Raw genomic sequence first — 23369 nt, 5'->3', positions numbered from 1 at the left:
TGCGCTAGGTGGCGCATTGTGTCAGCGCGCAAGCGCTGGTCAAGCGAAATTGCGAAATATCAATCGGTATCGGTACCGGCGCTCGACGAAGTAGGCGGTGTCACCCGGGCCAGCAGTTTGCCATCGACGCTGCGCAGGTGCAGATCCCGCTGCGGGAACGGAATTTCAATCCCTGCCTCACCCAACGCAGTTTCGATCGCCCACAGGTAGTCGGTGGTGGGATTGTGCCCGGCGGGCAGACGGTTGTGGTGAATCCATACCACCAACTCAAAGTCGAGGCTGCTGTCACCAAAATTGAGCAGCCACACGTCCGGCTCACGCTTATCCTCGTAAAGGGTGTAGGGGACGGTTTTAGCCGCATTCAGCACCGCTTGGCGAACCTTCTCCTTGTTACTGCCATAAGCGACACCGAAGGATATGTGCAACCTGCGCACATCATCTGAGAGAGTGTAGTTGGTTACCCGACCGCCAATGAACTCGGAGTTGGGCACCAATACATCAACGTTATCCCACGTATTGATATGGGTACTACGCACGTTGATGGAGCGAATCCGCCCGCGCACGCCCGATTCCAGCTCGACAAGATCGCCCACCTTAAAGGGACGCTCAAACAGCAGAATCAGGCCAGAGATAAAGTTGTTGAAGATCGACTGCAGACCGAAGCCGATACCGACACTCAAGGCCCCGGCAACCAGCGCAACATTACTGAGATCCAAGCCGATGGAGCTCAGCCCCAACACCACCGCAATCGCCATCACTACGTAGTGGAGGATCCGGCTGATAGTAAATGCCGCCGCATCGGAGAAGGTCTGCTGGGTGGTTCCGATGCGGATGATCAAGCGCCGCAACTGACGTGAAACAAAACCCGCCACGGTAACGATCAGGATCATCCAAAAGATATCAAAACTGCTGACCGGGGATTCGTTGACGCTGAATAGTGGGTAGTTCAGCCATTTCAGTAACAGCGCACCGGAGCGGTCCCACAGTACACCGGCTTGTTGCAACGGGCTCTGCCACCATGTTTGCGCCGAACGCTCCAGATCGACCAGATAGGCTTGCAGGCTGCGCGCCGTTGCCAGCTCCTTGGTTGCCTCATCGGACTGCGTCCGGGCCTGCTGCAGTAAGCCGAGCATGCCGTAACGTTGGCGGTCGGAGTAGCCCTCGCGCCCCAGTACCTGTTCCTGAATACGGTTCAGTTCGTTGCGCAGCCGGGTATTCTCCAGCGCTAGTTCGTCAGCTGACAGCCCCTGACCGCTGGCCGCATCGGGCGCGGAGCCACTCAGCCTCAGCACGATCCCCTGCAGCCGCTCCAGCTTGAACTCCTCGGCGCGGCTAACGAGCAGATTAGCGGCCAGCAACGCACCGGCCACCGGCTGCTGCAACGAATCAGACCCGGCTTGTTGCAGGGTCGATAGTCGCAGATCCGCCTGCTGTTTGAGCTGCTGTTCGATCTTAGTACGAAGAGCCTCCAGCTTCTCCGCTAGCTGTTGCCGGTCATCATCGCTCAGATCCAGCCGCCCAAGGCCGATCTGTGCCTGCTCCTTGACCAACGCCGCCGCGTTGTCCAGTTGGGAAATATGTTTTTTCAACCGTTGTTCGTCGCTACGCGCCGCCAACAACTCCAGCTGCTCACGCAAAATCGTCAACGCCAGCGCTTTCTTGTCGGCATCCTGCACCGACAGCTCGCGATAACGCAGCAGCGCCGCCGCAATTGACTTACGGTGAAAGCCGATCGTCGTCGCCAACTGGTTAAGTTTCTGCCCGACCTCGGCCTGCTGCCGCTCCAGTTCTCGACTACGACTGACCACGCGCACCCACTCGTCGAGGCTGTAACGCTGTTGCACGTCAGGCAAACTCAGCGTTTCATCGTCCATCGTCGACTGCCGCTGCAGATCGGCAGCCAGCTGCAGCAGCAACGCTTTATTCGCGAGGTAGCGTGAATCCGCGGGGATGACCCGCTTCAGCTCAGTCTCCAGTAACTGGTGAAAGCGCGCTTTTTCGGCCGCCGAGGCATCGACATAGCCCTCCCACCAGGCCGGCGCCAGATCATTGAGATTTAGCGTCAAGGATTGGAAACGGGAGGCGCTCTCTTCCGCCTGGATCGCCACAGGCATGAAGGTAAGAAACAACAACAGCACGGTTTGCAAGCGCAGCAGCATAAACAGATCCTAAAAAATCACTAAGCCAAGGAAGTATGGGCACATTATGCCGGATAGGTTAGCGTAACCGGTTAAAGCCGCGCGGTTAGCGGGTGTAACCACCCAACTGGTTGAGCCGCTCTTCGTAGGCAGCGATATGGCGCAGCATCGGCTTGCCGCCGGCGGCCACGCACTCGCCCAGCAACGCCTCCACCAGCGCCACCGCGGTGAGAATGCTGGGAAAGAAGTGCGGGGTATCGTTGGCCAGGGTAAAGGCCACCGCCGCCCCCTGTGCCAGGGGCGAACGCAGACTGTCGGTAACGGCGATCAGCTCGGCGCCGGTGCCGCGAATGATCTCCACCGCTTTTACCGTCTCGGCGGTATAGGGGTCGGAACCGAACACCACCACCACATCACCCGCACCGATCGCCGCCAGTTCGCTAAGCAGCATCCCCTCACCGCCGCGAATCAGACTGAAGCGCGGGAACGCAATTCGCCCCACGTAGGCGAAGTGATGCGCCAGCGCGTAGGCATCCCGAAACCCCAGCGCGTAGACTCGCCGCGCTTTGGTCAGGCGGGCGGCGGCATCCTGCAGCAGCACCAGGGTCTCCTCCTGAAACAGCTGCCCCAGATCCTGATAGGCGGCTGAGGCGAAATTGAAAAACTGCTGACTGTCGGGATGGGCCCGCGCCTGCTCCTGCAGATTCTGGGCGCGATCACCAAAGGTACTGGGGGCCCGCTCCTGCACCGCCTGCTGGAACATCTGCCGGAACTGGTCGTAGCGGTCGAATCCCAGGGTTTTGGCCAGCCGGGTCAGGGTGGAGGTGGTCACTCCGGCTGCCTCGGCGGTCTTGCGGATCGACAGCAGCGCCACCTCGACCGGATTATCGAGCACGTAGTCCGCCGCCAACTGCAGCTGCTGAGTCAACTGGGGATAGACCGCGCCCAGCGCCTGCAACGCACTCTGGGCATCGTCAGGAATGATAGGGGCGGTTGGACGGGACATGGGCGAAACTCCTCGATAAGTACGCGCTGGCAGCGGCAGCCTACCAGAAAAACACATTACGTTCATTTTGTCTCCATTTTCGACACAAACGTATTGCCAACCAGCAATCGTTTCGCCTATGCTCCGCAAATATCACGTTCGTATTATTTTAAAAACACAGATAACACAAACGAAACAAACACCCCGATAGCACTTCAAACCGCCGCCCGGCAGTTCAGTGTCGCATTCAGAGGCCACCATGACCGCTTACCAAACCCTGATCGTTCAACCTCACGAGAATTATCTCGAGCTTCGTTTCAACCGCCCCCACCGCCTCAACGCGGTGGTGGAACAGTTCTACCGCGAACTGATCGACGCGCTGCGAGCCGCCGAAGCCGACTCCGCAGTGCGGGCGGTGCTGCTGACCGGCGAGGGTCGCGCCTTCTGCGTTGGCGCCGACCTCAAGGAGCACGCAGCGGGAGAGCGCACGCCCTATCAGCGACGCCAATACCTCCAGCTGGGTAACGATGTCTGCGAAACCATCTTTCGTCTCAACAAGCCGGTGGTGGCCGCCGTCAACGGTTACGCCCTGGGTGCCGGAGCCGAGATGGCGATCGCCTGTGACTTCGTGCTGATGGCCGAAAACGCCCAGCTGGGGCTGCCTGAAGTGAGCATCGGCACCTTCGTCGGCGGCGGGGTTACCCGCTTCCTGCCACGTTTAGTCGGACTTTCGAAGGCCCGCGAACTGATGTTTCTTGGCGAGCGGATCAACGGCAACGAAGCCGCCCGTATCGGCCTGGCCACCCGCGCGGTCGCCGACGACCAGTTGCAGGCTGAGGCCGAAACCTTTATCGCCAAGCTGGCGGGCAAAGCGCCGCTGTCGATGGCGCTTGCCAAGAAGCTGCTCAACACCTCGGACGAGTCCACCCTCGACGCCCAGCTGACCCGCGAACTGGACGGCCTCTACGCGGTGACCTTCTCCGAGGACTGGCAGGAGGGCGTTGACGCCTTCGCCGAAAAACGTGCCCCCAACTTCAAAGGTTGCTGATCATGACCACTTCAACCCAAGCCAGCACCCTGCACGATTTTCTGGCCCCCGCCAGCATCGCCATCGTCGGCGCGTCTACCGACCCCACCAAGCGCGGTTACAAGGCGATCGTCGGCCTGCTTGAGGGCGGTTTCGAGGGCGAGATCTACCCGATCAACCCCAAGGCCAGCGAGATTCTTGGCCTCACCGCCTACCCCTCGCTGGGCGAGCTGCCGCGAGCTGCCGATCTGGCACTGATGTGCACCCCGGCCGCCTCCATTCCCGGCCTGCTGCGCGAATGCGGCAAGGTGGGGATCAAGGGGGCGGTGATCCTGGCCAGCGGCTTCGGCGAGACCGGTGCCGAGGGCGCCAAACTGGAAGCCGAGCTGCTGGCCGCCGCTCAGGAAGCCAAGGTCCGCGTGGTCGGTCCCAACACCTCCGGCCTGTTCAACCTGCACCAGAAGCTGGATCTGCTGGCGCTGGAAGGCGTCAAACCCGGCGACATCGGCATCATCTCCCAGTCCGGCAATATGCTGCTGGCGCTGGCGCTGGAAGCACAGGCCCACGGCAGCATCGGTTTCAGCACTTACGTCGGCCCCGGCAACCAGACCGACGTCGGCTTTGCCGATTACCTGCAGTACCTGGGCGAAGAAGCCAACACCCGCGTTGCCACCTTCTACGTGGAAGGGTTCAAGGACGGCCGCCGCTTTCTCGACAGCGCCCGCGAAGTCGCCCTCACCAAGCCGGTGGTGGTGTACAAATCCGGCAGCACCGAAGCGGGCCAGAAAGCGGCCGCCTCGCACACCGGTTCGCTGGCGGGCAGCTATGCCATGACCGCCGACCTGCTGCGTCAGGCCGGCGTCAATCTGGTGGAACAGTCCGACGAGATCCTGCCGGTGGCGGAGGGCCTGGGGCTGATGCAGCAGGCCGCCGGCAGGCGGGTGGCGATCCTCTCGGACGGCGGTGGTCAGGCCACCATCGCTTCCGACCGTCTGAGCGAAGCCGGGCTGGAACTGGCCCAGCTTAGCTCCACCACCCGCAACGCGCTGGCAGCGATCCTGTTTCCGCAGGCGGCGCTCGCCAACCCCATCGACGTGGCCGGCAGCACCGACGCCAATCCGGAACTCTTTATCCAGTGTCTGCAGATCCTCGCCGCCGACGCCAATGTGGACATGGTGTTTCTGGTGGGGATGTTCGGCGGCTACGCGCTGCGTTTCGCCAAAGAGCTGACCGACGCCGAACTGCGCACCGCCGACGGGCTGGCGCAGGTCGCCGGCAGCATCGACAAGCCGCTGGTGGTCTACAGCCTCTATACCCCGGTCAAACCGGAGCCACTGCTGCGCCTGCGTCGCGCCGGCCTGCCGGTGACCGGTTCCATCGAGCACGGGGTGCAAGTGCTGAAAGCACTGGCCGATCGCGGCGCCTACCTGGCCCGCCGCCAGGGCGAACAGCTGGCAGCAACCGTCAGTGTCGATCCGGCGGTCAGTGCGAGCTTCGCTACCGCCCGCGCCGAGGGGCGGGATCTCTATGAATATGAGGCCAAGAACCTGCTGCGCCGCTACGGCATTCAGGTGCCGGAAGAACGGATCCTGCGCAGCGAGTCAGACATCGATGCCGCCATCGACACCTTTGGCGAAACCCCGCTGGCGATGAAGGTGGTGTCCAAGGATATCCTGCACAAATCCGATGCCGGCGGCGTGCTGCTCAACCGGGTAGGTCGTGATGCGCTGCGCGCCGGCCGCGACACCATTCTGGCCAACTGCCGCGCCTACAAGGCGGAGGCCGAGATTGAGGGCGTGCTGGTCACCCCCATGGCGCCCAAGGGCACCGAGGTGATCATCGGCATGAGCCGTGACCCGATCTTTGGCCCGGTGCTGATGTTCGGCCTTGGCGGCATCTTCGTCGAGATTCTGAAAGACGTGGCGTTCCGCGCCCTGCCCCTCTCCCGCGACGACGCCCGCGCCATGATCGACCAGATCAAGGCGCGCCAGATCCTCCACGGCGCCCGCGGCGAGGCGGCGGTGGACAAGGCCGCGCTGATGGAACTGCTGCTGACCATCTCCGCCATCGTCGACGCCCATCCGGAGATCGCCGAACTGGACCTCAACCCGGTAATCGCCTACAACAACGGCTACGCCGTGGTGGACGCGCGCGTGATCGTCAACAAGGAGAGCCTTTAATGTCCCTGCAACTGCCACAACTTACCGATGCCCTGCTTACGCTGGAAGAGCGCGTCGCGGTGCTGACCCTCAACCGTGACGACCTGCGCAACGCCCTCACCGGCTGCAACCTGATCGAGGATATCGTCACCACCGCCGAGTGGGTCAACCAGTGCAGCGATGTTTCGGTGCTGGTGATCACCGGTGCCGGAAGCGCCTTCAGCGCGGGCGGCAACATCCACGATATGGCCAACCGCGCCGGCGATTTTGCCGGCGACGTGGCCGAATGCGAAGCCCGTTACCGCGCCGGCATCCAGCGCATTCCGCTGGCGCTGCAGGCGGTCGAGGTACCGATTATCGCCGCCGTCAACGGCCCCGCCATCGGCGCCGGCTTTGATCTGGCCAACATGGCCGACATCCGCATCGCCTCCGGCAAGGCCCGCTTCGGCGAAACCTTCCTCAACCTGGGGATCATCCCCGGTGACGGCGGCGCCTGGCTGATGCAGCGGCTGATCGGCTACCAGCGTGCCTTTGAGCTGACCCTCACCGGTCGGGTGATCGACGCCCGTGAAGCCAAGGAGCTGGGGATCGTGCTGGAGGTGACCGCGCCCGAGGACCTGATGGAAGAGACCCTCACCCTCGCCCGCCGTATCGCCAGCCAGCCGCCCAAGGCCACCCGCCTCACCAAGCGGCTGATGAAGCTGGCCCAGCGCACCGAACTGAAGGACTTTCTCGATATCTGCGCCTGCTTCCAGGGCATGTGCCACAACGAACCGGAACACCTGGACGCGGTGCAGAAGATGATTACGGCGATGGAGCGCAAGTAAGCCATTCGCGTTCACCCAGCCCCGGTACTCTTCAAGTGCCGGGGTTGTTGTTTCCTCTACACCATCCCTCCCTGCCGCCCCCCTTTACCGCCCCCGCCAGAACCTCCCAACCGCTGTTTGTTTTTTGCACGTTTTTGTCAGCGCAAAAGCGCGCTTTCGCAATTGATGGACAACCCCGCAACTCGTAGCGTCGGTGACTAATAACAACAACAAAGAGTACTGACCAATGATGCGTAAGCTCCCCCTCGCGGCGGCGGTGTCCGCCATGCTGCTCACCCAGGCCCAGGCGGCCGAGTTTTCCAACACCCTGTTCTTTGGCGACAGCCTCACCGACTCCGGCACCTACGCCGCGCTGCTGCCACCGGGTACCGGTCGCTTCACTACCAACCCGGGACCGGTCTGGTCGGAGGTGATGGCCAGTCAGTTTGGCATCGCGCTGACCCCCGCCAACGTTGGCGGTGACAACTACGCCCAGGGCGGCGCACGGATCACCGGCACGCCCGGCGTGGGAGCCTTTCCCGCGTCTACCGCCACCCCCATTGCCACCCAGGTGAGCAACTATCTCACTGCCACTGGCGGAGTGGCCGACGCCGACGCTCTTTACAGTCTATGGGGCGGAGCCAACGACCTGTTCTTCGCCATCGATCCGGCCAATGCCGGTACCTTCCCCACCCAGACAGCGATCATCAACTACCTGAGCCAGACCGCTGGCGAACAGGTACAGGCCCTCGCAACCCTGCAAGCCGCCGGGGCGCGCTATGTCATCGTACCGACACTGCCGGATATCGGTGCCTCGCCCTTTGGTCAGTCGCTGGGGGCGGCCGCTGCCGCCAGCGTCACCTCGCTGACCCGGATCTACAACGAAACCCTGATGCGCGGTCTCAACAGCAACGACGTCACGGTGATACCCGCCGATATGTTCTCGCTGCTAAGTGAGATCCAGGCCGATCCAACCACCTACGGCTTCATTAACGTCACCACGCCCGTTTGCGGTGCCACCGCCTCGCTGATCTGCCTGCCCGGCGTCGATTTCACCGCTGGCCAGGAGCAGACCTTCCTGTTTGCCGATGGCGTCCACCCCACCACCGGCGCTCACCGGATCATCAGCGATTACATGGTGTCGCTGCTGCAAGCACCGGCGTTTGCCGAAGGGATCGCCCGCAGCGCCCGCTACCAGCAGCGCACGGTGCTGGGCACCGTGCACCACCAGATCGACGCCGCCCGCGACTTGCCGGAGTCCGGCACGGACCTCTGGATCAACGGCCAGGGTGGCTACGACAGCGGTGAGCTGGAAGGCGCCCGCAGCCAGATCGGCATCGGCGTCAGTAAACGGGTAGAGCCGAACCAGACCGTTGGCTTCGGCCTACACCTGAGCCTCGACGACAGCGACCTGCCCGGCGGCGAGCTGGACAGCTTTACCAAGTCGATGACCCTGTTCAGTGCCTGGGAGCACGACGCCTTCAACTGGTCCGCGGCACTGGCGGTCGGGGCCGGCGACTACGACACCGAACGCAAGGTTCGCCTCGGCCCGGCCACCCGCACCGTTAAAGGCAGCACCAGCGGCGTGCAGATCAGCGCCGAAGCGGGTGCTGGTTACAACTTCCGCCAGCATAATCTGCAGCACGGCCCGCGCCTGCGACTGGCCCACCACCTGCAAAGCATCGAGGGCTTTACCGAATCCAGCACCGCCGGCAGCTCCACCGCCATGAAGTACGGTAGCCAGAGCCACAGTTACAGCACCGCCAATATTGGCTGGCAGCTGCGAATGACCAACGGCACCTGGCAGCCCTACGGCGAACTAAGCTGGGAACGCCGCATCGGCGGTGATCCGGACGCGGTCAACGTGGCGCTGGCCAGCCTGCCCGACAACAGCTTCAGCCTGCCGGTCACCAGCGAGGATGACAGCTACGGTGAAGCCACCCTTGGGCTGGTAACCGCGCTGTCGGAACGCACCCGCATGGATGCGCGCGTCAGCCGGCTGATCGCCAATGACGATAACGAGGAGCTACGGCTGAATCTGAGTGTGAATATCGGTTTCTGAGATAGGGCGTAGGCAGGGCGTCGCGGTGGGATGGGCGCTGCCTTGCCGCGCATCCGGCGCTTTCCCCTGCGGGCCTTAAGCGGATTCTCCGACCCATGCTCGGCGCGTAAAAGGGGCAACAGGTGCAAGCCGCACGGGTGTCACAATCACCTCATCCGCCCCAGCTCTCGCGGATGACGGCGACCATTGAAGCGTATGAAAATCTTGATCCAGTAACGATAGGCCTTTATGGTTCTGGGGCTATAGCGGCGTACCGCCCTATGTTCGCCAATGGACTGCAACAATGGAGATGACGACATGGAAGCCCCTCCCCGGCGCGTTGATGGTGCGTGCCTTCCTGGCACTCATCTTATTATCGTGAATTTTTCACGATTTTCCTGCTCGCCTATCGACGCAGAAAGAATAATTATTCATATTCAATGCGTTACAGATAGGCGCCAACATAAAAACTCCATTAACATGGAATCACGATAATAATTGTTATGAGGCCATTGGCCTCGTAAACGGACTGTTATATTTAAAATAAAACTTAAACTAAGGAGAGTATAATGAAAAAAATTATTCCGTTCGCTTTTTTGTCATTTCTATCAATTTCAGCAATGGCGGAAGGGTTAGGGAGTGATTCAAGAGTTTCTCAATTAAGAGAAAAAATAACGTCAGCATTGTCTATACAGAAAAATACGACATCAACAATTATTGATGTGGTAACAAATCACATTGATACCACAGATGACTGGGCATTAGCTTATAGAACAGGCAGTGACATATACGGCGATGATTATAAGAATCAAAAAATAAAGTTTTTCTCGGTAATAATCGCAAAAAACGGTAGAACAATTATTGATAGCCTTTCTTATAATCCAGAAACTAAGCAACTGATATTATCTGAAGTAGAAAACATAGTAATGAGTATAAGTTCTGGAGTAGAAGATTCAGAAGAACTGTCTCAGAATGAAGAATACGCCAAGTTATCAGAATCTAAGAATTATGCAGTATTTAGTAAGAAAGGCTACCTAGAAGATGTCGCTTTTTCTGTTAATAACTCCACACAGGCGATCATAAAGTCATATTCAAACATGTTCAAAGAAACGATAAAATAAGTATAGCAATTCATTCAACGATCGACCTACGGGCTAGGACCTCCAAAACGCTGCGCGTTTTTCCGGCCCGTTAACGCGGCGTTATGTATTCATATAGATCGAAATAGCACTGTCAAATAAGGCCAGCATCAAATGAGAGAAACATTAACAAAATCATTTTGGCCAATATTAAAGTTCTTCGAAACAGAGGAAGAACCAGCCAATTATAAGAAGTCTCACAGAGTTACCCTGAATATACTCGGCGGTTTGTTCATGATCCTTTCCCTTGGCTCAGCCTGGGCTGCCAGTTCAAGTGATGGATTCGGCTCATTTATTCCTGTGGTAGTCTTCTTTTGTATCGGCTTAGTCACCCTCGTTGTAGGATCGCTTGGCTCGAATGGTGCTGTTTCAAAAATATGGGGCACTAGATAAGTGGCACATAACAAACGGCTCTTGTGCTCTTTGCAGCGTTCGCCAGCCGGCCTGGAGCGTGGATTCACCACGGGCTGCCGCAAAGCTACGCGTTAAACATCCCCTTTCACCCATCACAACACAAGGACGTTATTTTGAAAAAACTACTGATCGCCACAGCACTGCTGGTAGCCACCGTCACCACACCGGTCACCCTTGCCGATACGCCCTCCCAGCAGCTGGGCACCTGCCTGATCGATTCCCTTAACGGCAAGGAGCGCAAGGAACTGGCCAAGTGGATCTTTATCTCCATGGCCGCGCATCCGGAGATCTCGCCCTACGCCAATATCAGCAACGCGGATATCAACGCTACCGACAGCTACGTCGGCACCTTGATCACTCGCCTGCTCACCGAGGATTGCGCGGCCCAGCTGCGCAGCGCCAACAACACCGATCCGCGGGCGATCCAGCAGGCGTTCGAGCTGGTCGGTCAGGTAGCGATGCAGGAGCTGATGACCCACCAGCGGGTGGGTAACGCCCTCACCGGTTACGCCCAGTACGCCGATATGGACAAGATCAACGTGGTGTTGACCGGGGAGTAATTCCCGTCAACTAGGTCCTAGAACCAAGCGATGAAAATCAAAGGCAAGATAACCCGTTGGAACGACGACAAGGGCTTCGGCTTTGCCGAGCCCTGCAGCGGCGGCAAGCCAGTGTTCCTGCATATCAAGGCGCTGCGTAACCGCGGCAACCGCCCGCAGGTGGGGCAACTGGTCACCTACAGCCTCGGCAGCGACAAACAGGGGCGTCCCTGCGCCACCGGGGCGGTACTGGCCGGAGATCGCGCCGCGCTCGTGCCCAAGCGACCACCCAAAGGCGGTAACGGTTCGTTGTCGCTGGTTGTGGCCGGCGTGTTCCTGCTGCTGGTGGCACTGGCGACCCTGTCCGGTAAGCTGCCAACACCTCTGCTGGTGATTTATCTGGCTCTCAGCCTGATCACCTTCGGCTTTTATGCCGCCGACAAGGCCGCCGCGCAGCAGGGTCAGTGGCGCACGCCGGAGAGCACCCTGCACCTGCTGGCGCTGGCCGGCGGCTGGCCCGGGGCGCTGGTGGCGCAGCAGAAGCTGCGGCACAAATCGCGCAAACAGCCGTTCCGCCTGCTCTGCTGGCTGACGGTGCTGCTGAACGCTGCCGGCTTCGCTTGGTTGCTGACCGCCGAGGGTAGCGCCGCCACCCGCCGCCTGATCGACACCCTACTCTGACCAACGCGTGTAAGGCAGGCACAAAAAACCGCGGCATAGGCCGCGGTTTTCCGCATTAAGGAGTTAGCCTCAGGTTTGCAGATCGAAGCGGTCCAACTCCATCACCTTGGCAAAGGCGGCGACAAAGTCCCGCACAAAGCGCCCTTCAGCGTCACTCTGGGCGTAGACCTCGGCGATGGCGCGCAGCTGCGAGTTGGAGCCAAACACCAGATCTACCCGGCTGGCCTGATACTTGACCGCGCCGCTGCTGCGGCAGCGCCCCTCGAATAATTGCTCCTTGTCATCGGTAGCGACCCACTCGGTCCCCATATCCAACAGGTTGACGAAGAAATCGTTGCTCAAGGTGCCGACCCGGTCGGTGAATACCCCTTGGGCGTTACCGTCGGTGTTAACTCCCAGCACTCGCAAGCCACCCACCAACACGGTCATCTCCGGCGCGCTCAGGGTCAGCAGCTGGGCACGGTCGACCAGCAACTCCTCAGCGCTAACCGCGTACTGCTGTTTCTGGTAATTGCGAAAGCCATCGGCGGCCGGTTCCAGCACCGCAAAGGCATCGACGTCGGTTTGCGCCTGGCTGGCATCCACCCGACCCGGGGTAAACGGCACCATGATCGCGTGACCGGCCGCTTTAGCTGCCTGTTCCACGCCGGCACAACCACCGAGTACGATCAGGTCCGCCAGTGACACCTGTACCCCGCCCGGAGTATTGAATCGCTGCTGCACCCCCTCCAGTGCGGTTAATACTTTGGCCAGTTGTGCCGGTTGGTTAACCGGCCAATCCTTCTGCGGTGCCAACCGGATACGAGCACCGTTGCCACCGCCGCGCTTGTCGGAACCGCGGAAGGTAGACGCCGAGGCCCAGGCCGTGCTGACCAGTTCGCTGACGCTGAGGCCGGTAGCCAGAATCTGCTGCTTTAACGCATCCACATCGGCGGCGTTGATGTTGGCCGCCGGTTTGGCCGGCAGCGGATCCTGCCAGATCAGCTCCTCACTTGGCACCTGCGGCCCCAGGTAACGCGCGCGCGGCCCCATATCACGGTGAGTGAGTTTGAACCAGGCGCGGGCAAAGGCGTCGGCAAAGGCGGCCGGATCCTTATGAAAGCGCTCCGCGATCTTGCGATAGGCCGGATCCTCCCGCAGCCCCATATCGGCGGTGGTCATCATGATGCCGACCCGCTGGCTGCTGTCTTCGGCATCCGGCGCATGGTCTGCGGCCTTGAGGTTCTTCGGTACCCATTGATGAGCACCAGCCGGGCTCTTGCTCAGTTCCCATTCATAGCCGAGCAGCACATCAAAATAGCCGTTGTCCCATTGGGTGGGGTTGGGCGTCCAGGCCCCTTCGATGCCGCTGGTGATGGTATCGCGGCCTTTACCACTGCCGTAGCTGCTGCGCCAGCCGAGGCCCTGCTCGGCCAGCCCTGCCGCCTCAGGCTCCGGCCCCACGTGGGCGGGGTCACCGGCGCCATGGGCCTTACCAAAGGTGTGACCACCGGCGGTCAGCGCCACCGTCTCTTCATCGTCCATCGCCATGCGGGCGAAGGTTTCGCGAATATCACGGGCAGAGGCCAGCGGATCGGGGTTACCGTTGGGGCCTTCCGGGTTCACGTAGATCAGCCCCATCTGCACCGCCGCCAGCGGGTTTTCCAGATCGCGGTCGCCGCTGTAACGTTTATCGCCCAGCCACTCGCCTTCGGTGCCCCAGTAGATATCCTCTTCCGGCTCCCACACGTCCTCACGACCACCACCGAACCCGAAGGTCTTGAATCCCATCGATTCCAGCGCCACGTTACCGGCCAGAATCATCAGATCGGCCCAGGATATCTTCTGGCCATATTTCTGTTTGATTGGCCACAGCAAACGCCGCGCCTTGTCGAGGTTACCGTTATCAGGCCAGCTGTTGAGCGGCGCGAAGCGTTGGCTGCCACTGCCAGCTCCTCCGCGGCCATCACCGGTACGGTAGGTACCGGCACTGTGCCAGGCCATGCGGATAAAGAACGGGCCGTAGTGGCCGAAGTCCGCCGGCCACCAATCCTGCGAATCGGTCATGAGCGCGTGCAGGTCCTGACACAGGGCGTCAAAGTCGAGGCTGTTGAACGCCTCACGGTAGTTGAACTGTTCGCCCAGCGGGTTGGACCGGGGGGAATGCTGGTGCAATACGCTCAGATTCAGTTGGTTGGGCCACCAGTCCTGATTGCGGGTACCGCCACCGGCAGCGTGATGAAAGGGACATTGACCACTGTTACTCATAATAAACTCCTGCTCGGGAGGTGATGGGCGTAGTCCTAGGTATAGATAGCACCGCCGATAAATCCCAATAGAGTTCGGCTACCGGCATCATAGCCGCACTGAATGAGCCCGCACCGGGGTTGCCTCAATCCGGCCCAGCGGCGAAGATGATGAGGCGACCCAAGTTGTTGATCAACAGCGCGTGATGCCGCCCAGTGAAGGATCCCCGATGCACTTTATTCTGTTCTACGACTACGCCCCTGATTACCTCGAGCGCCGTGGCGAGTTCCGCGACGCCCATCTGGCCTGGGCCAAAGCCTCCATTGACCGCGGCGAGTTCTGGCTCGGTGGCGCTTTTGCCAACCCGGCCGATGGTGCGGCGATCATCTTCAACGCCGACTCGGCGGCGGTGGTAGAAGACTTCGCCCAGGGCGATCCCTACGTGATCAACGGGCTAGTGACCGGCTGGCGGGTGCGGGAGTGGACTACGGTGGCGGGCAAAGCGGCCTGCAATCCGTTGGTCTCCTGAAGCGGAATGGCGCCATGAGACCCATTGCGACGGCTGGCCTGCTGCTGATACTGACCCTACCCCACGCCGAGGCCAGTACGCGCTGGGATCTGTTGCACTGGTGCCGCAGCGAACAGCCGCTGGACCAGGCCCGCTGCGAAGGGATGCTGCAGGCGGCGCTGGACCTGACTACCCACCCCGACTTCACCACGGAAAAGCACTGCTTTCCCGCTGAGATCACCCTGCCCGGTCTGCGCAACGAGCTGGTGAGCTGGCTGGAGGAGAACCGGGTGGCGCCGGAAAAAAGCGGGCTGGCGCTGCTGGCGCGCGGGATCAGCGACCGCTATCCCTGCCCTCGCTAACGCCGCCGTCTGCGGCCGCGGTGGCGGCCTCCTGTTCACGCTCCTGCTGGGCGGCGTTGTAGAGCTGCTCTGAGGTGAACTGCGCCGCCGGTTGCGGTACGAACGGCACCTTGGCGCGCCGCCGCGGACGAAAGGCGTGGGCCAGCGCGAACAGTGCCAGCGCCAACGCCACGGCCCCGTTAAAGGCGAACAGCCCTGATGGCCCCATCCAGCCCATCAACCAACCGGCGAGCAGCGGCCCCACCACCGCACCGATACCAAACCCGGCCAGCAGCGCACCGGAGGTTTGCATCCGCCGTGCCGGGTCACCCCAGTCGTTGGCGTGGGCGCCACTCAGGGAGTAGAGCGTCAGTGACAGACTGCCGTAAACAAAGCTGCCGAGCAGAAAGCCGTTGACCGTCATACCGCTGCGGGACAGTAGCACCAGCGTCAGGCAGCAGAGGGCGACACCCAGCCCCACGGTGGCGATTACCGCGCGCCGTTCGATCCGGTCCGACAGCTTGCCGATCGGCGTCTGCAGCGCCAGCCCGCCAAGAATCCCCAGCGCCATAAACAGCGAGATATCATCCAGCTCGAATCCGACCCCGGTGGCGAACAGCGGCCCCATGGTATAGAAGCTGGCGTTGATCAGCCCTGCCGCCATGGCACCAAAGAAGCCCACCGGCGACGCCCGCAGTACCGGGGTGATCTTGAGCGCACCCGGTGCTTCCGGCAGGGGTGCCTGAGTGCGGGTCAGCAGCACCGGAATCAGCGAGAACGAGAACACGATCGAGGCCAGAGTAAACAGCCGGAACCCACCGGGATCATCCAGCATCAGCAGCAGCTGGGCGCAACCGGCGCAAAGGTAGTTGATAAACATGTAGATCGACAGAATGGTGCCGCGATTGCTGTTTTCGGCCCGGGCGTTGATCCAGCTTTCGGTGACCACGATCAGACCCGCCATGCTGAACCCGGCCACCACCCGCAGCACCACCCACAGCGCCGGCGACACCAGCAGCATATGGATCAGCGGGGTCACCGACAGCAGCGAGGCGAACACCCCGAAGGCGCGGATATGGCCCACCTGATTGACCACCAGCGCGGCGTAGCGAGCACCAAGAAACAGCCCCAGGTAGTAGCAGCTCATCACCACCCCGGTGAGCAGCGCCGAGAAGCCTTCAAGGCCGCCGCGCAGACTCAGCAAGGTGGTGAACAGGCCGTTGGCCAGCAACAGAAAACCGTAACTCAGCAGCAGCGCCAGCAGCTGCCGGAGGGAATCAACGACGGGCATGAAAAGGTTCGGCTCCAGAGTTACAGCGCCTGCGGAGGCAGGCTTTCGCACCGATTACAGGGTACGGGCCGGCAGCGCCAGCCCACACATCCCTGCGTGCCATTTAGACCTCCTGACAGCACATCTGCATGCTATACTCCCGGCTCCTAATCTGCCCTGCCGCGCTCCGACACAGCCACCATGTCCGCTGCCACCGCCTCCGCCAAGCTGCTCGATCCCGCTCTGCTGGTGGCGCGCCATTTTCAGCAAGACCCCCACGGCCTGTTGGGTCGAATCGGTATCAGCGCCGATGCGATCAAACCGGCCGGTGCGCGCATACCGGCGGCGCTGTTCTCAGCCCTGCTGCAGGAGCTGGCGCAGATTACCGACAACCCGCGCATCGCCCTGCGTACCGGAGAGGTGACCCAGCCGCGGATGCTGGGCTCGGTCGGCTTTCTGATCTCCACCGCACCGACCCTGGGCGACGCGCTGCAGCGGCTGAACGACTACCTGCCGCTGCTGATCGACGGCGTGCACCTCAGCCTCAACCGCGACGACCAGGGCGCCACGCTGGCGCTGGATCTGGAAAACGACGACGACCGCCTGCTGGCGGAGTGGCTGCTGGCCTGCCTGCATAACTGGCCACGCTGGCTGATCGGCAAACAGATGCCGCTGCTACGGGTGGAGCTGGCATTTGCCCAACCCGCCGACCCAGCGTTGCATGAACAGTTCTTCGCCGCAGAAGTACAGTATGAAGCGGCCCGCAACCAACTCCGCTTTAACGCCGCCATCCTCGATCAACCCTGTCTCGACGCCAACGACGAGCTGCACCGCCATCACCAGCAGTTTGCCGACCAACTGCTGTCCAGCGCCGGCCGCGACGGGGCGCTGGTGGCGCAGGTAAAAAGCCTGATCCGCAACCAGATCGCCGAGGGCAACGCCCAGATCGGCCGCCAGCAGGTGGCCCGCGAGCTCAACCTGAGCCTGCGCACACTGCAGCGCAAACTGGACCAGCACGGGACCCATTTTCAGGCCCTCTACGATCAGACCCGCCGCGACCTGGCGCTGCAGATGCTGCATCGGGGCGACCGCAGCTTCGGCGAGATCGGCTTTCAGCTCGGCTTTTCCGGTCTGTCGGCGTTTCAGAAGGCGTTCAAGCGCTGGACCGGCCAGTCACCGGGCCGCTACCGCGACAGCCATCGCCCCCAGACGGTGGTCCCCGAACATGCGCTGCCACGCACCCTCGGCGAACTGGTAGCTGACCAGGGCGTCGGTGAAGAGCGCTTCTATCCGCTGGCGCTGCAACTGCTGCAGCAGATGCAGCAGGCGCTGCACAAAGGGGTGATCCCCAGCTGCTGCCCGGGATGTGTCAGCGTCGCCAACGACGACAGCGGCGCCCTGCAGCTAAGCCTGGGTGACAACCGCCAGGGCTGGGCTCAGCCATTGGCCGAGCAGCTCAGCTTCAGCGCGCCGGAAAGCAACGGTCTGCTGCCGGAGCGCCCCCAGACCGCAACCCGGCTGTACGAGCTTGGCAGCCTCTACTACTTTGTGCTGCACGGCAGCGCCGCGCTTGCCGAGCGTGACCCCAGCGCCCTGCTGCGCAGCCAACTGCAACACACCCCGCTGCTCAACAAGCAACTGAGCCGACCGCTGCGGCGAATTCTGCGTCGCCTGCTGCAGATCGATCCTACCCAACGCTATCGCTCCCTTGGCGGGCTGGAGTACGACCTGCGCCAGGCGCAGCGGCTGTACGTAGACAACCGCAATCCCCACGACTTCAGCGCCGGCGCAGAGGACCCGCCCGACCAGCCGATACCCACCGCCTTGCTGGTGGGACGTGATGAGCCACTACAGCAACTGCAAGCGCTGCTGCAGCGCAGTCGGCACAACGACGGCCGCCTGCTGCTGCTGGAAGGTGCCAGCGGCAGCGGCAAGAGTGCGCTGCTCGACAGCCTGCGCATCGCCCTGTATCGCTCCCAGGGCGCCCAACTGCGGATCGCCCTCGCGGCCGGCGACAGCGAACGCCGCTATGACCCCCTGTTCCCGGCGCTGCGGCGGCTGCTCCGCAACCGCCTGGCCACCCCGCCGGCGCGACAGGAACTCCTCGCGCAGCAACTGCAGCGCCAGTTGGGGGGGCGCGCACGGGTGCTGCTGCCACTGCTGCCGGAGCTGCGCAGCTTGCTGGGGCGTAGCCTGGAGCCGACGCCCCCCGTTTTTCCCCGCGGCGGCGAGGCGCTGCAGCAGGCTCTCGCCAGCCTGCTGACGGCACCACGGGATCCACTGCTGCTGTTCTTCGACGATCTCCATTACGCCAGCCCCGAACTGCTGGAGCTACTCATGCTGCTGCGCCAGCAGCTGGGGCGCCAACCGCTGCTGCTGGTGGCCTCCTACGACCCCGCCCGGGTGGATGCCAACCCGGCACTCAGGCAGAGCCTGCCCCTGCTGCTTAACCACCGTCAAAGCGAACGGATGACACTGGAGCCGTTGACGGCGGCGGACAGCCAGCAGCTGTTGCAGCAACTACTGGGCCCACTAACCGCGGAAACGCAGGTGCTGGCAGACTGGCTGCACCGCCAAAGCGGCGGCCTGCCCGCCGCCATTAGCGCCCAGTTGGGGACGCTGCGCGATGCCGGCAAACTGGTCTGGAACGACACGGAGCAGCGCTGGTGCTGGCTGCCACAACAACTGCCCGCCGAGCTGTCACAACCCTTTGCCGAGGCGTTGATCGATGCTCTGCAACAACTGCCAGCGGCCACCCACGAACTGCTGCAGTGGGCGGCAATCGGCGGTGAACGGTTCGATCCGGCAGTGCTGGCCGATGGTCGCGGTGACCCGCAGGCGCGGATTGAGATCCACCTGTGGCCGGCCCAGCAGGCAGGTCTGATCCGCCCCGACGGCGAACAGTGGCTCTGTTTCAGTCACCCGCAGCTACGCCAGCACCTGCTGAACCAGCTATCGCCGGAGCAGGCTGCAGAGCGCTATTGGCGGCTGGCGCTGGCGCTTCCGGACACCACCTCCGCGCCCCTGAGGGCCGAGCAACTGGCCCATGCCTACCGTCTGCGCCCGCAGCCACGTTATCGCCGCACGCTACTGAAACTGCACCATCAGGCCGCGCTGGAGCTGCAGCGCCAGGGTGATCGCCGCTCCAGTCTGGGGCAACTTGATGCGGCGCTGGCACTGCTGCGGCAAAAAGAGCTGCAGGTACCGGACAACACCATCGTAACCCTCTGCCGGGACGGCTTGCGGCTGCTGCTGCGGTGGCGCGATCCGGCCCGTCTAGAGCGCTGGCTGCGACGCCTCGATGCCGACCTGCCGCGTCCACTGCCGCAACCGCTGGTCGCGCTGTTACCCATCGCCCGGGCCACTCAGCTGCAGGGCAGCGAACGACCGATGGAGGCGCGCCAGTGTCTGCTGGACGCGCTCGCCGGGCAGGGTATCCGCCTGGTACTGCAACCGGGTCCACAGGCCGCCGCCGTGCTGCAGCTGACTGCCGGCCGGGCCGCCGACGACGAGAGCCCGGCCAACAGCCCTCTGAACGATCCCCAGCACGCACTGCTGGCAGAGCTGCAGACCCTGGCTGAACAGACCGGTGAGCTGCCGCTGCTGCACGCCACGCTGCTGCTCCGCACGCAGCGGGGCAATGCTACAACGCAAGCCCTGGCGCAGGCGCTGCTGCACCACCATCACCTTAACCAGCCACTGCCACCGGCTCCGGCCCCGCAGACGCTGTCGGACAGCGACCAGCGTCTGCTGTATAGCCGGTACCTGCCCTGGTGCGCGCCGCTGGCGGAACAGGTCGAGGCCATCGCCAGCGCGCTGCAACAGGCGCGTGACCGCGGTGACGAAGCCGCAGCCCGCTCGCTGCTGGCCCCCTGGTTCAGCGCCCGGCTGTGGAGTAACGAGCCTCTGCCCTCCCTGTCCGCGGCGCTGCTGCACGAATACCGGCGCGAGCAGACCGACACCCTTGGCACCCCGTCACCGCTGGGCATGGCCATTCGGCCCTGGCTCGGCGCGCTGGATCCCGCGCTCGCAGAGCAACTCCCCCCAGCGCCCCAAGAGACTGCGGCCTCCCCCTGGCACGCCCTTGGCGGCATCGCCAGCGCCTGGCTGAAGCAGCAACGGTCTCTGTGGCCGGCCTGGGCCAGCAGTTACCCCGGCCGGGCAGAGCCCCTTGGCGGTCTGCTGGCCGAGGCGCAGCTGCTGCTGTTCGGTGCCCTGCTGCAGGCAGAACTGGGTGCCGTTGCCAGCGACGCCGAACGCCGTTGGCATGAGCGCGGGCTGGCGCACCAGGCGCTGCGGTTCGCCCTCTGGGCCGACCATAATCCGGCGCTGTTTGCGTTGCCGGCGGCGCTACTGGAAGCAGAGCGGGCGGCCCTGGCCGGCGAGCAGCAGGCCGCCACCCGGGCCTTTGAACAAGCCCTTGAGGCCGGTGAACAGAGCGGTTGGTGGCTGGCCGCCCTCGGCCGCGAACGCTACGCCCGTTTCTGGGAGCGTCAACGACATCCGGCGCTGGCGCTTCTGCTGCAGCGCGAAGCTAACCGCGCCTATCAGCGTGGCGGCGCGGCTACCCGGCAGTGGCAACCGGCGGCGCAGGGTTTAGAATGACGCCATCACAACAACATCCGTAACTAACGGAGATCATTGAGGATCGGTAATGGAGCACAACACCCCCTGGCGGGTATTGGTGGTTGATGACGAAGAGGGGATTCACGGCATCACCCGGATGATTTTCCGCGATTACGAGTTTGAAGGCCGCCCGGTCGAGCTGATCAGTGCCCTGAGCGGTGCCCAGGCGCGCGACCTGCTGCAACAACACGATGATATCTGCCTGGCGCTGCTGGATGTGGTGATGGAGTCGGACGACGAAGGGTTACGGCTGGTGGATCATATTCGCGACACCCTGGGCAACCGCGATATGCGGCTGATCCTGCGCACCGGCCACCCCGGCTTTGCGCCGGAGACCGATGTCATTATCCGTTACGACATCAACGACTACCTCAGCAAGGCGGAGCTCTCTGCGTCACGCCTGCTGACCTCGGTACTGGTGGCACTGCGCTCCTACCGCGACATCGTCGGTGCCCGCCGGCAACCGCAATCTGACCCTGCCGCGCCCGCTCGCGCCGACGCGGCGCTGCAGCCGCTGTTAGTTCCGCTGCTCGACAGCAACCAGCAGCGCGTTGCCCGGCTGCGGCAGCTGGAGCTGAATCCGATGGCGCGCGATCTGCTGGCCCAGATCGACTGCAACCAGCACCGGCTGCAGGCCCTCTGCCTGCAAGGGGATATGGCCGCCAGTCCGGTGGTCGCGCTGGACCCGCAGCAATTGCTGCAACAGTTGCTGGAGAACTGGCTGCCGCTGTCCCGCCAACAGCAGCGGCTGCTGGACCTTCGGATCGAACCGGAGCTGCCGACGCGCCTGTTCGCTCCCGCCGACAGCCTCGGCGCGCTCTGGAACGCCCTGCTGGCCCATGCCCTGAGCGCCAACAACAGCCTCGACCAGCACTGGCAGCTGCGCTACCTCGAACCGGGCGAGCTGCTGCAGCTCAGTATCAGCGCCAGTGGCGGCGGTGTGCCCGCCGACCCGCAGCAGGACCGCTATCGTCAACACTGGCAACAGCAGCTGCGTCCGGCGTGCGAACGCCTATGCCAGCAGTCCGGCGGCAGCTTTGAGGTACTGGCCGACGCCCCGGAGCAGTTACTGATCAACGCCAGCGTCGGCGTACGCCGGCACCCCTGAAGGAAGCGACATGCCAGACTCTGGTCCTGTACTTGCGCTGATATCGCTGCTGGCGCTGCTGGCCCTACCCGCCCCCGCCAGCAGCGCCACCCAAGACAGCAGCGCTGGCGATGCCGCCCCCCTGCGTCTGCTGATGGTGTTGTGGCGCGGCGAAACCGCCGCCGAGGCGGGTTTTCTCGACACCCTGCACGCCCACCAGATCAGCCTGGAGATTGAGCGGATCGACGCCGGTCAGGATCGGGAAAACCTGGCCCACCACTTCTGGCGGCTGGGAAATGGGGTGCTCTCCTACGACGCGGTCTACAGCTTTGGCACCACCGCCTCGGTCATGACCCACTCGCTGGTACGCGGGCGCATTCCGCAGTTCTACAGCATGGTCTCGGACCCGCAGGAGGCCGGCCTGATGCAGCGTACCGGCCCCGCGCCGATCACCGGCACCACCGACGCCATCGCCGCCGAACTGAAGATCCGCACCGCCCGGCAGCTATTTCCGATCCGCCATATCGCCATGCTGTTCAACGCCCGCGAACGCAACGCGCGCGTGCAGCTGGACGAAATGGAGCAACTCTGTGAACAGTTGGGGATCACCTTGAGCGTGTTGCGGGTCGCCCCGGAGAGTCGCAGTCTGGCCAATCAGCTGCAACGTTTGCGGGCCGGCGGGCTGGGGATCGATACGGTGTACCTGCCCAGTGACAGCTACCTGATCAGTCAGTCGGCCACCATCATGGCGGCGCTGGAGGATACCGATTACCGGGTGGTGGGGGCGACCGAAACCTTCGTCGCTGATGGCGCGCTGCTGGCGATCGCACCCGACTATCGCCATATGGGCGAACGGCTGGGGGAACGGCTGGTAACGCTGCTGCATTCCGGCGAACAGGCGCTGGACACAACACCGATCAGCGTCGATCAACCGCTGATCCTCTACAACGAAGCCACCCGACAGCGGTTGGGAATCGAGATTCCCGAACAGCTGCGCGGGCAACTGAGCGCCGTTGGCGGCCCCGCCGGCCAGTGATGACGCGACGGCTCCGCCAGAGGCTTAGGGCTTACCCAAGGGCTTAGGGCTTAGCCGACCGCTTCTGCCGCCGGCCGGGCCGTGGGAACGCGGGCGTCAACCCAGGCGCGCGCTTCCGCTTCGCTGCGGGCGAAGAACACCACCCGATCGGCGGGAACCGGGGTACCATCCCAGGCCACAGCCTGACAACGGACCCACCAACTGTTGGTGCCCTGCGGTTCGATCACGTAGCGCTCGGAAACGGGCGCGTCGTGACGCAGGTAAACAACCTTACTCATTACTGATATAACCTCTTGCGTTGTAGTGGCGGAGCGCACTCCGCCGGTTAAAAATCCGGTCGTGGGAC

General features: G+C 62.8%; 18 protein-coding genes. 12 read left to right on the top strand and 6 right to left on the bottom strand.

All coding sequences use genetic code 11. The features are described 5' to 3' along the window. Positions 1–59 precede the first annotated feature (59 nt). Positions 60–2159, bottom strand: a complete 2100-nt coding sequence (locus JJQ76_RS00490; RefSeq protein ID WP_210394625.1) for a mechanosensitive ion channel domain-containing protein — start codon at positions 2157–2159, stop codon at positions 60–62. An 85-nt stretch (positions 2160–2244) separates the two neighbouring features. Further along, on the bottom strand, positions 2245–3144 hold the full coding sequence (locus tag JJQ76_RS00485) for a MurR/RpiR family transcriptional regulator (RefSeq protein WP_210394624.1): 900 nt from the start codon (positions 3142–3144) through the stop codon (positions 2245–2247). Between the two features lie 238 nt (positions 3145–3382). Here JJQ76_RS00485 and JJQ76_RS00480 point away from each other — a divergent pair, with 238 nt between their 5' ends. The 4 genes from JJQ76_RS00480 (at position 3383) to JJQ76_RS00465 (ending at position 9177) form a co-directional block, all read left to right on the top strand. After that, the gene (locus JJQ76_RS00480; protein ID WP_210394623.1) at positions 3383–4171 is read left to right on the top strand and encodes an enoyl-CoA hydratase/isomerase family protein; all 789 of its coding nucleotides are present in this window, start codon (positions 3383–3385) and stop codon (positions 4169–4171) included. A 2-nt stretch (positions 4172–4173) separates the two neighbouring features. Further along, positions 4174–6330: an acetate--CoA ligase family protein gene (locus tag JJQ76_RS18050; protein WP_210394622.1), complete on the top strand. Its 2157-nt coding sequence runs from the start codon at positions 4174–4176 to the stop codon at positions 6328–6330. After that, positions 6330–7136, top strand: a complete 807-nt coding sequence (locus tag JJQ76_RS00470) for an enoyl-CoA hydratase-related protein (RefSeq protein ID WP_210394621.1) — start codon at positions 6330–6332, stop codon at positions 7134–7136. The genes JJQ76_RS18050 and JJQ76_RS00470 overlap by 1 nt, the downstream gene beginning before the upstream one ends. A gap of 226 nt (positions 7137–7362) precedes the next feature. After that, positions 7363–9177 (top strand): autotransporter domain-containing protein, encoded by a 1815-nt coding sequence (locus JJQ76_RS00465; protein WP_210394620.1) that lies wholly within the window; start codon positions 7363–7365, stop codon positions 9175–9177. 146 nt (positions 9178–9323) lie between these two features. On the opposite strand, the gene JJQ76_RS00460 is transcribed toward JJQ76_RS00465, so the two are convergent. Next, the gene (locus tag JJQ76_RS00460) at positions 9324–9476 is read right to left on the bottom strand and encodes a phage integrase N-terminal SAM-like domain-containing protein (RefSeq protein ID WP_210394619.1); all 153 of its coding nucleotides are present in this window, start codon (positions 9474–9476) and stop codon (positions 9324–9326) included. 249 nt (positions 9477–9725) lie between these two features. Here JJQ76_RS00460 and JJQ76_RS00455 point away from each other — a divergent pair, with 249 nt between their 5' ends. The 3 genes from JJQ76_RS00455 to JJQ76_RS00445 all read left to right on the top strand — a co-directional run bounded on the left by JJQ76_RS00455 (position 9726) and on the right by JJQ76_RS00445 (position 11929). Next, positions 9726–10277: a hypothetical protein gene (locus tag JJQ76_RS00455; protein ID WP_210394618.1), complete on the top strand. Its 552-nt coding sequence runs from the start codon at positions 9726–9728 to the stop codon at positions 10275–10277. Between the two features lie 545 nt (positions 10278–10822). Beyond that, entirely contained in the window at positions 10823–11269 is a 447-nt protein-coding gene (locus JJQ76_RS00450; protein WP_210394617.1) for a hypothetical protein, read from the top strand. A gap of 30 nt (positions 11270–11299) precedes the next feature. Next, the gene (locus JJQ76_RS00445; protein ID WP_210394616.1) at positions 11300–11929 is read left to right on the top strand and encodes a DUF1294 domain-containing protein; all 630 of its coding nucleotides are present in this window, start codon (positions 11300–11302) and stop codon (positions 11927–11929) included. Positions 11930–11998: 69 nt separating this feature from the next. On the opposite strand, the gene katG is transcribed toward JJQ76_RS00445, so the two are convergent. Continuing rightward, complete coding sequence (katG, locus tag JJQ76_RS00440) at positions 11999–14176, bottom strand: catalase/peroxidase HPI (RefSeq protein WP_210394615.1); 2178 nt, start codon at positions 14174–14176, stop codon at positions 11999–12001. Between the two features lie 208 nt (positions 14177–14384). Here katG and JJQ76_RS00435 point away from each other — a divergent pair, with 208 nt between their 5' ends. Then, complete coding sequence (locus JJQ76_RS00435) at positions 14385–14684, top strand: YciI-like protein (protein WP_210394614.1); 300 nt, start codon at positions 14385–14387, stop codon at positions 14682–14684. 14 nt (positions 14685–14698) lie between these two features. Next, complete coding sequence (locus tag JJQ76_RS00430) at positions 14699–15025, top strand: Rap1a/Tai family immunity protein (RefSeq protein WP_210394613.1); 327 nt, start codon at positions 14699–14701, stop codon at positions 15023–15025. On the opposite strand, the gene JJQ76_RS00425 is transcribed toward JJQ76_RS00430, so the two are convergent. Further along, complete coding sequence (locus JJQ76_RS00425) at positions 14997–16295, bottom strand: MFS transporter (RefSeq protein WP_210394612.1); 1299 nt, start codon at positions 16293–16295, stop codon at positions 14997–14999. The two genes, JJQ76_RS00430 and JJQ76_RS00425, sit on opposite strands and share 29 nt — an antisense overlap. 180 nt (positions 16296–16475) lie before the next feature. Here JJQ76_RS00425 and JJQ76_RS00420 point away from each other — a divergent pair, with 180 nt between their 5' ends. Genes JJQ76_RS00420 through JJQ76_RS00410 form a run of 3 tightly spaced genes read left to right on the top strand, consistent with a single transcriptional unit; the run spans position 16476 to position 23023 of the window. Continuing rightward, positions 16476–20879, top strand: a complete 4404-nt coding sequence (locus tag JJQ76_RS00420; RefSeq protein ID WP_210394611.1) for an AraC family transcriptional regulator ligand-binding domain-containing protein — start codon at positions 16476–16478, stop codon at positions 20877–20879. A gap of 49 nt (positions 20880–20928) precedes the next feature. Then, positions 20929–22008 (top strand): response regulator, encoded by a 1080-nt coding sequence (locus JJQ76_RS00415; protein WP_210394610.1) that lies wholly within the window; start codon positions 20929–20931, stop codon positions 22006–22008. Positions 22009–22018: 10 nt separating this feature from the next. Continuing rightward, positions 22019–23023, top strand: coding sequence for an ABC transporter substrate-binding protein (locus JJQ76_RS00410; RefSeq protein ID WP_210394609.1), 1005 nt, complete (start codon positions 22019–22021; stop codon positions 23021–23023). Between the two features lie 50 nt (positions 23024–23073). Here JJQ76_RS00410 and JJQ76_RS00405 read toward each other — a convergent pair whose 3' ends face one another. Then, positions 23074–23301, bottom strand: coding sequence for a hypothetical protein (locus JJQ76_RS00405; RefSeq protein ID WP_210394608.1), 228 nt, complete (start codon positions 23299–23301; stop codon positions 23074–23076). Positions 23302–23369 lie beyond the last annotated feature (68 nt).

The organism is Motiliproteus sediminis (assembly GCF_017912535.1).
Classification (GTDB): Bacteria; Pseudomonadota; Gammaproteobacteria; order Pseudomonadales; family Balneatricaceae; genus Motiliproteus; species Motiliproteus sediminis.
This window is presented reverse-complemented; position numbering and strand designations above follow the sequence as displayed.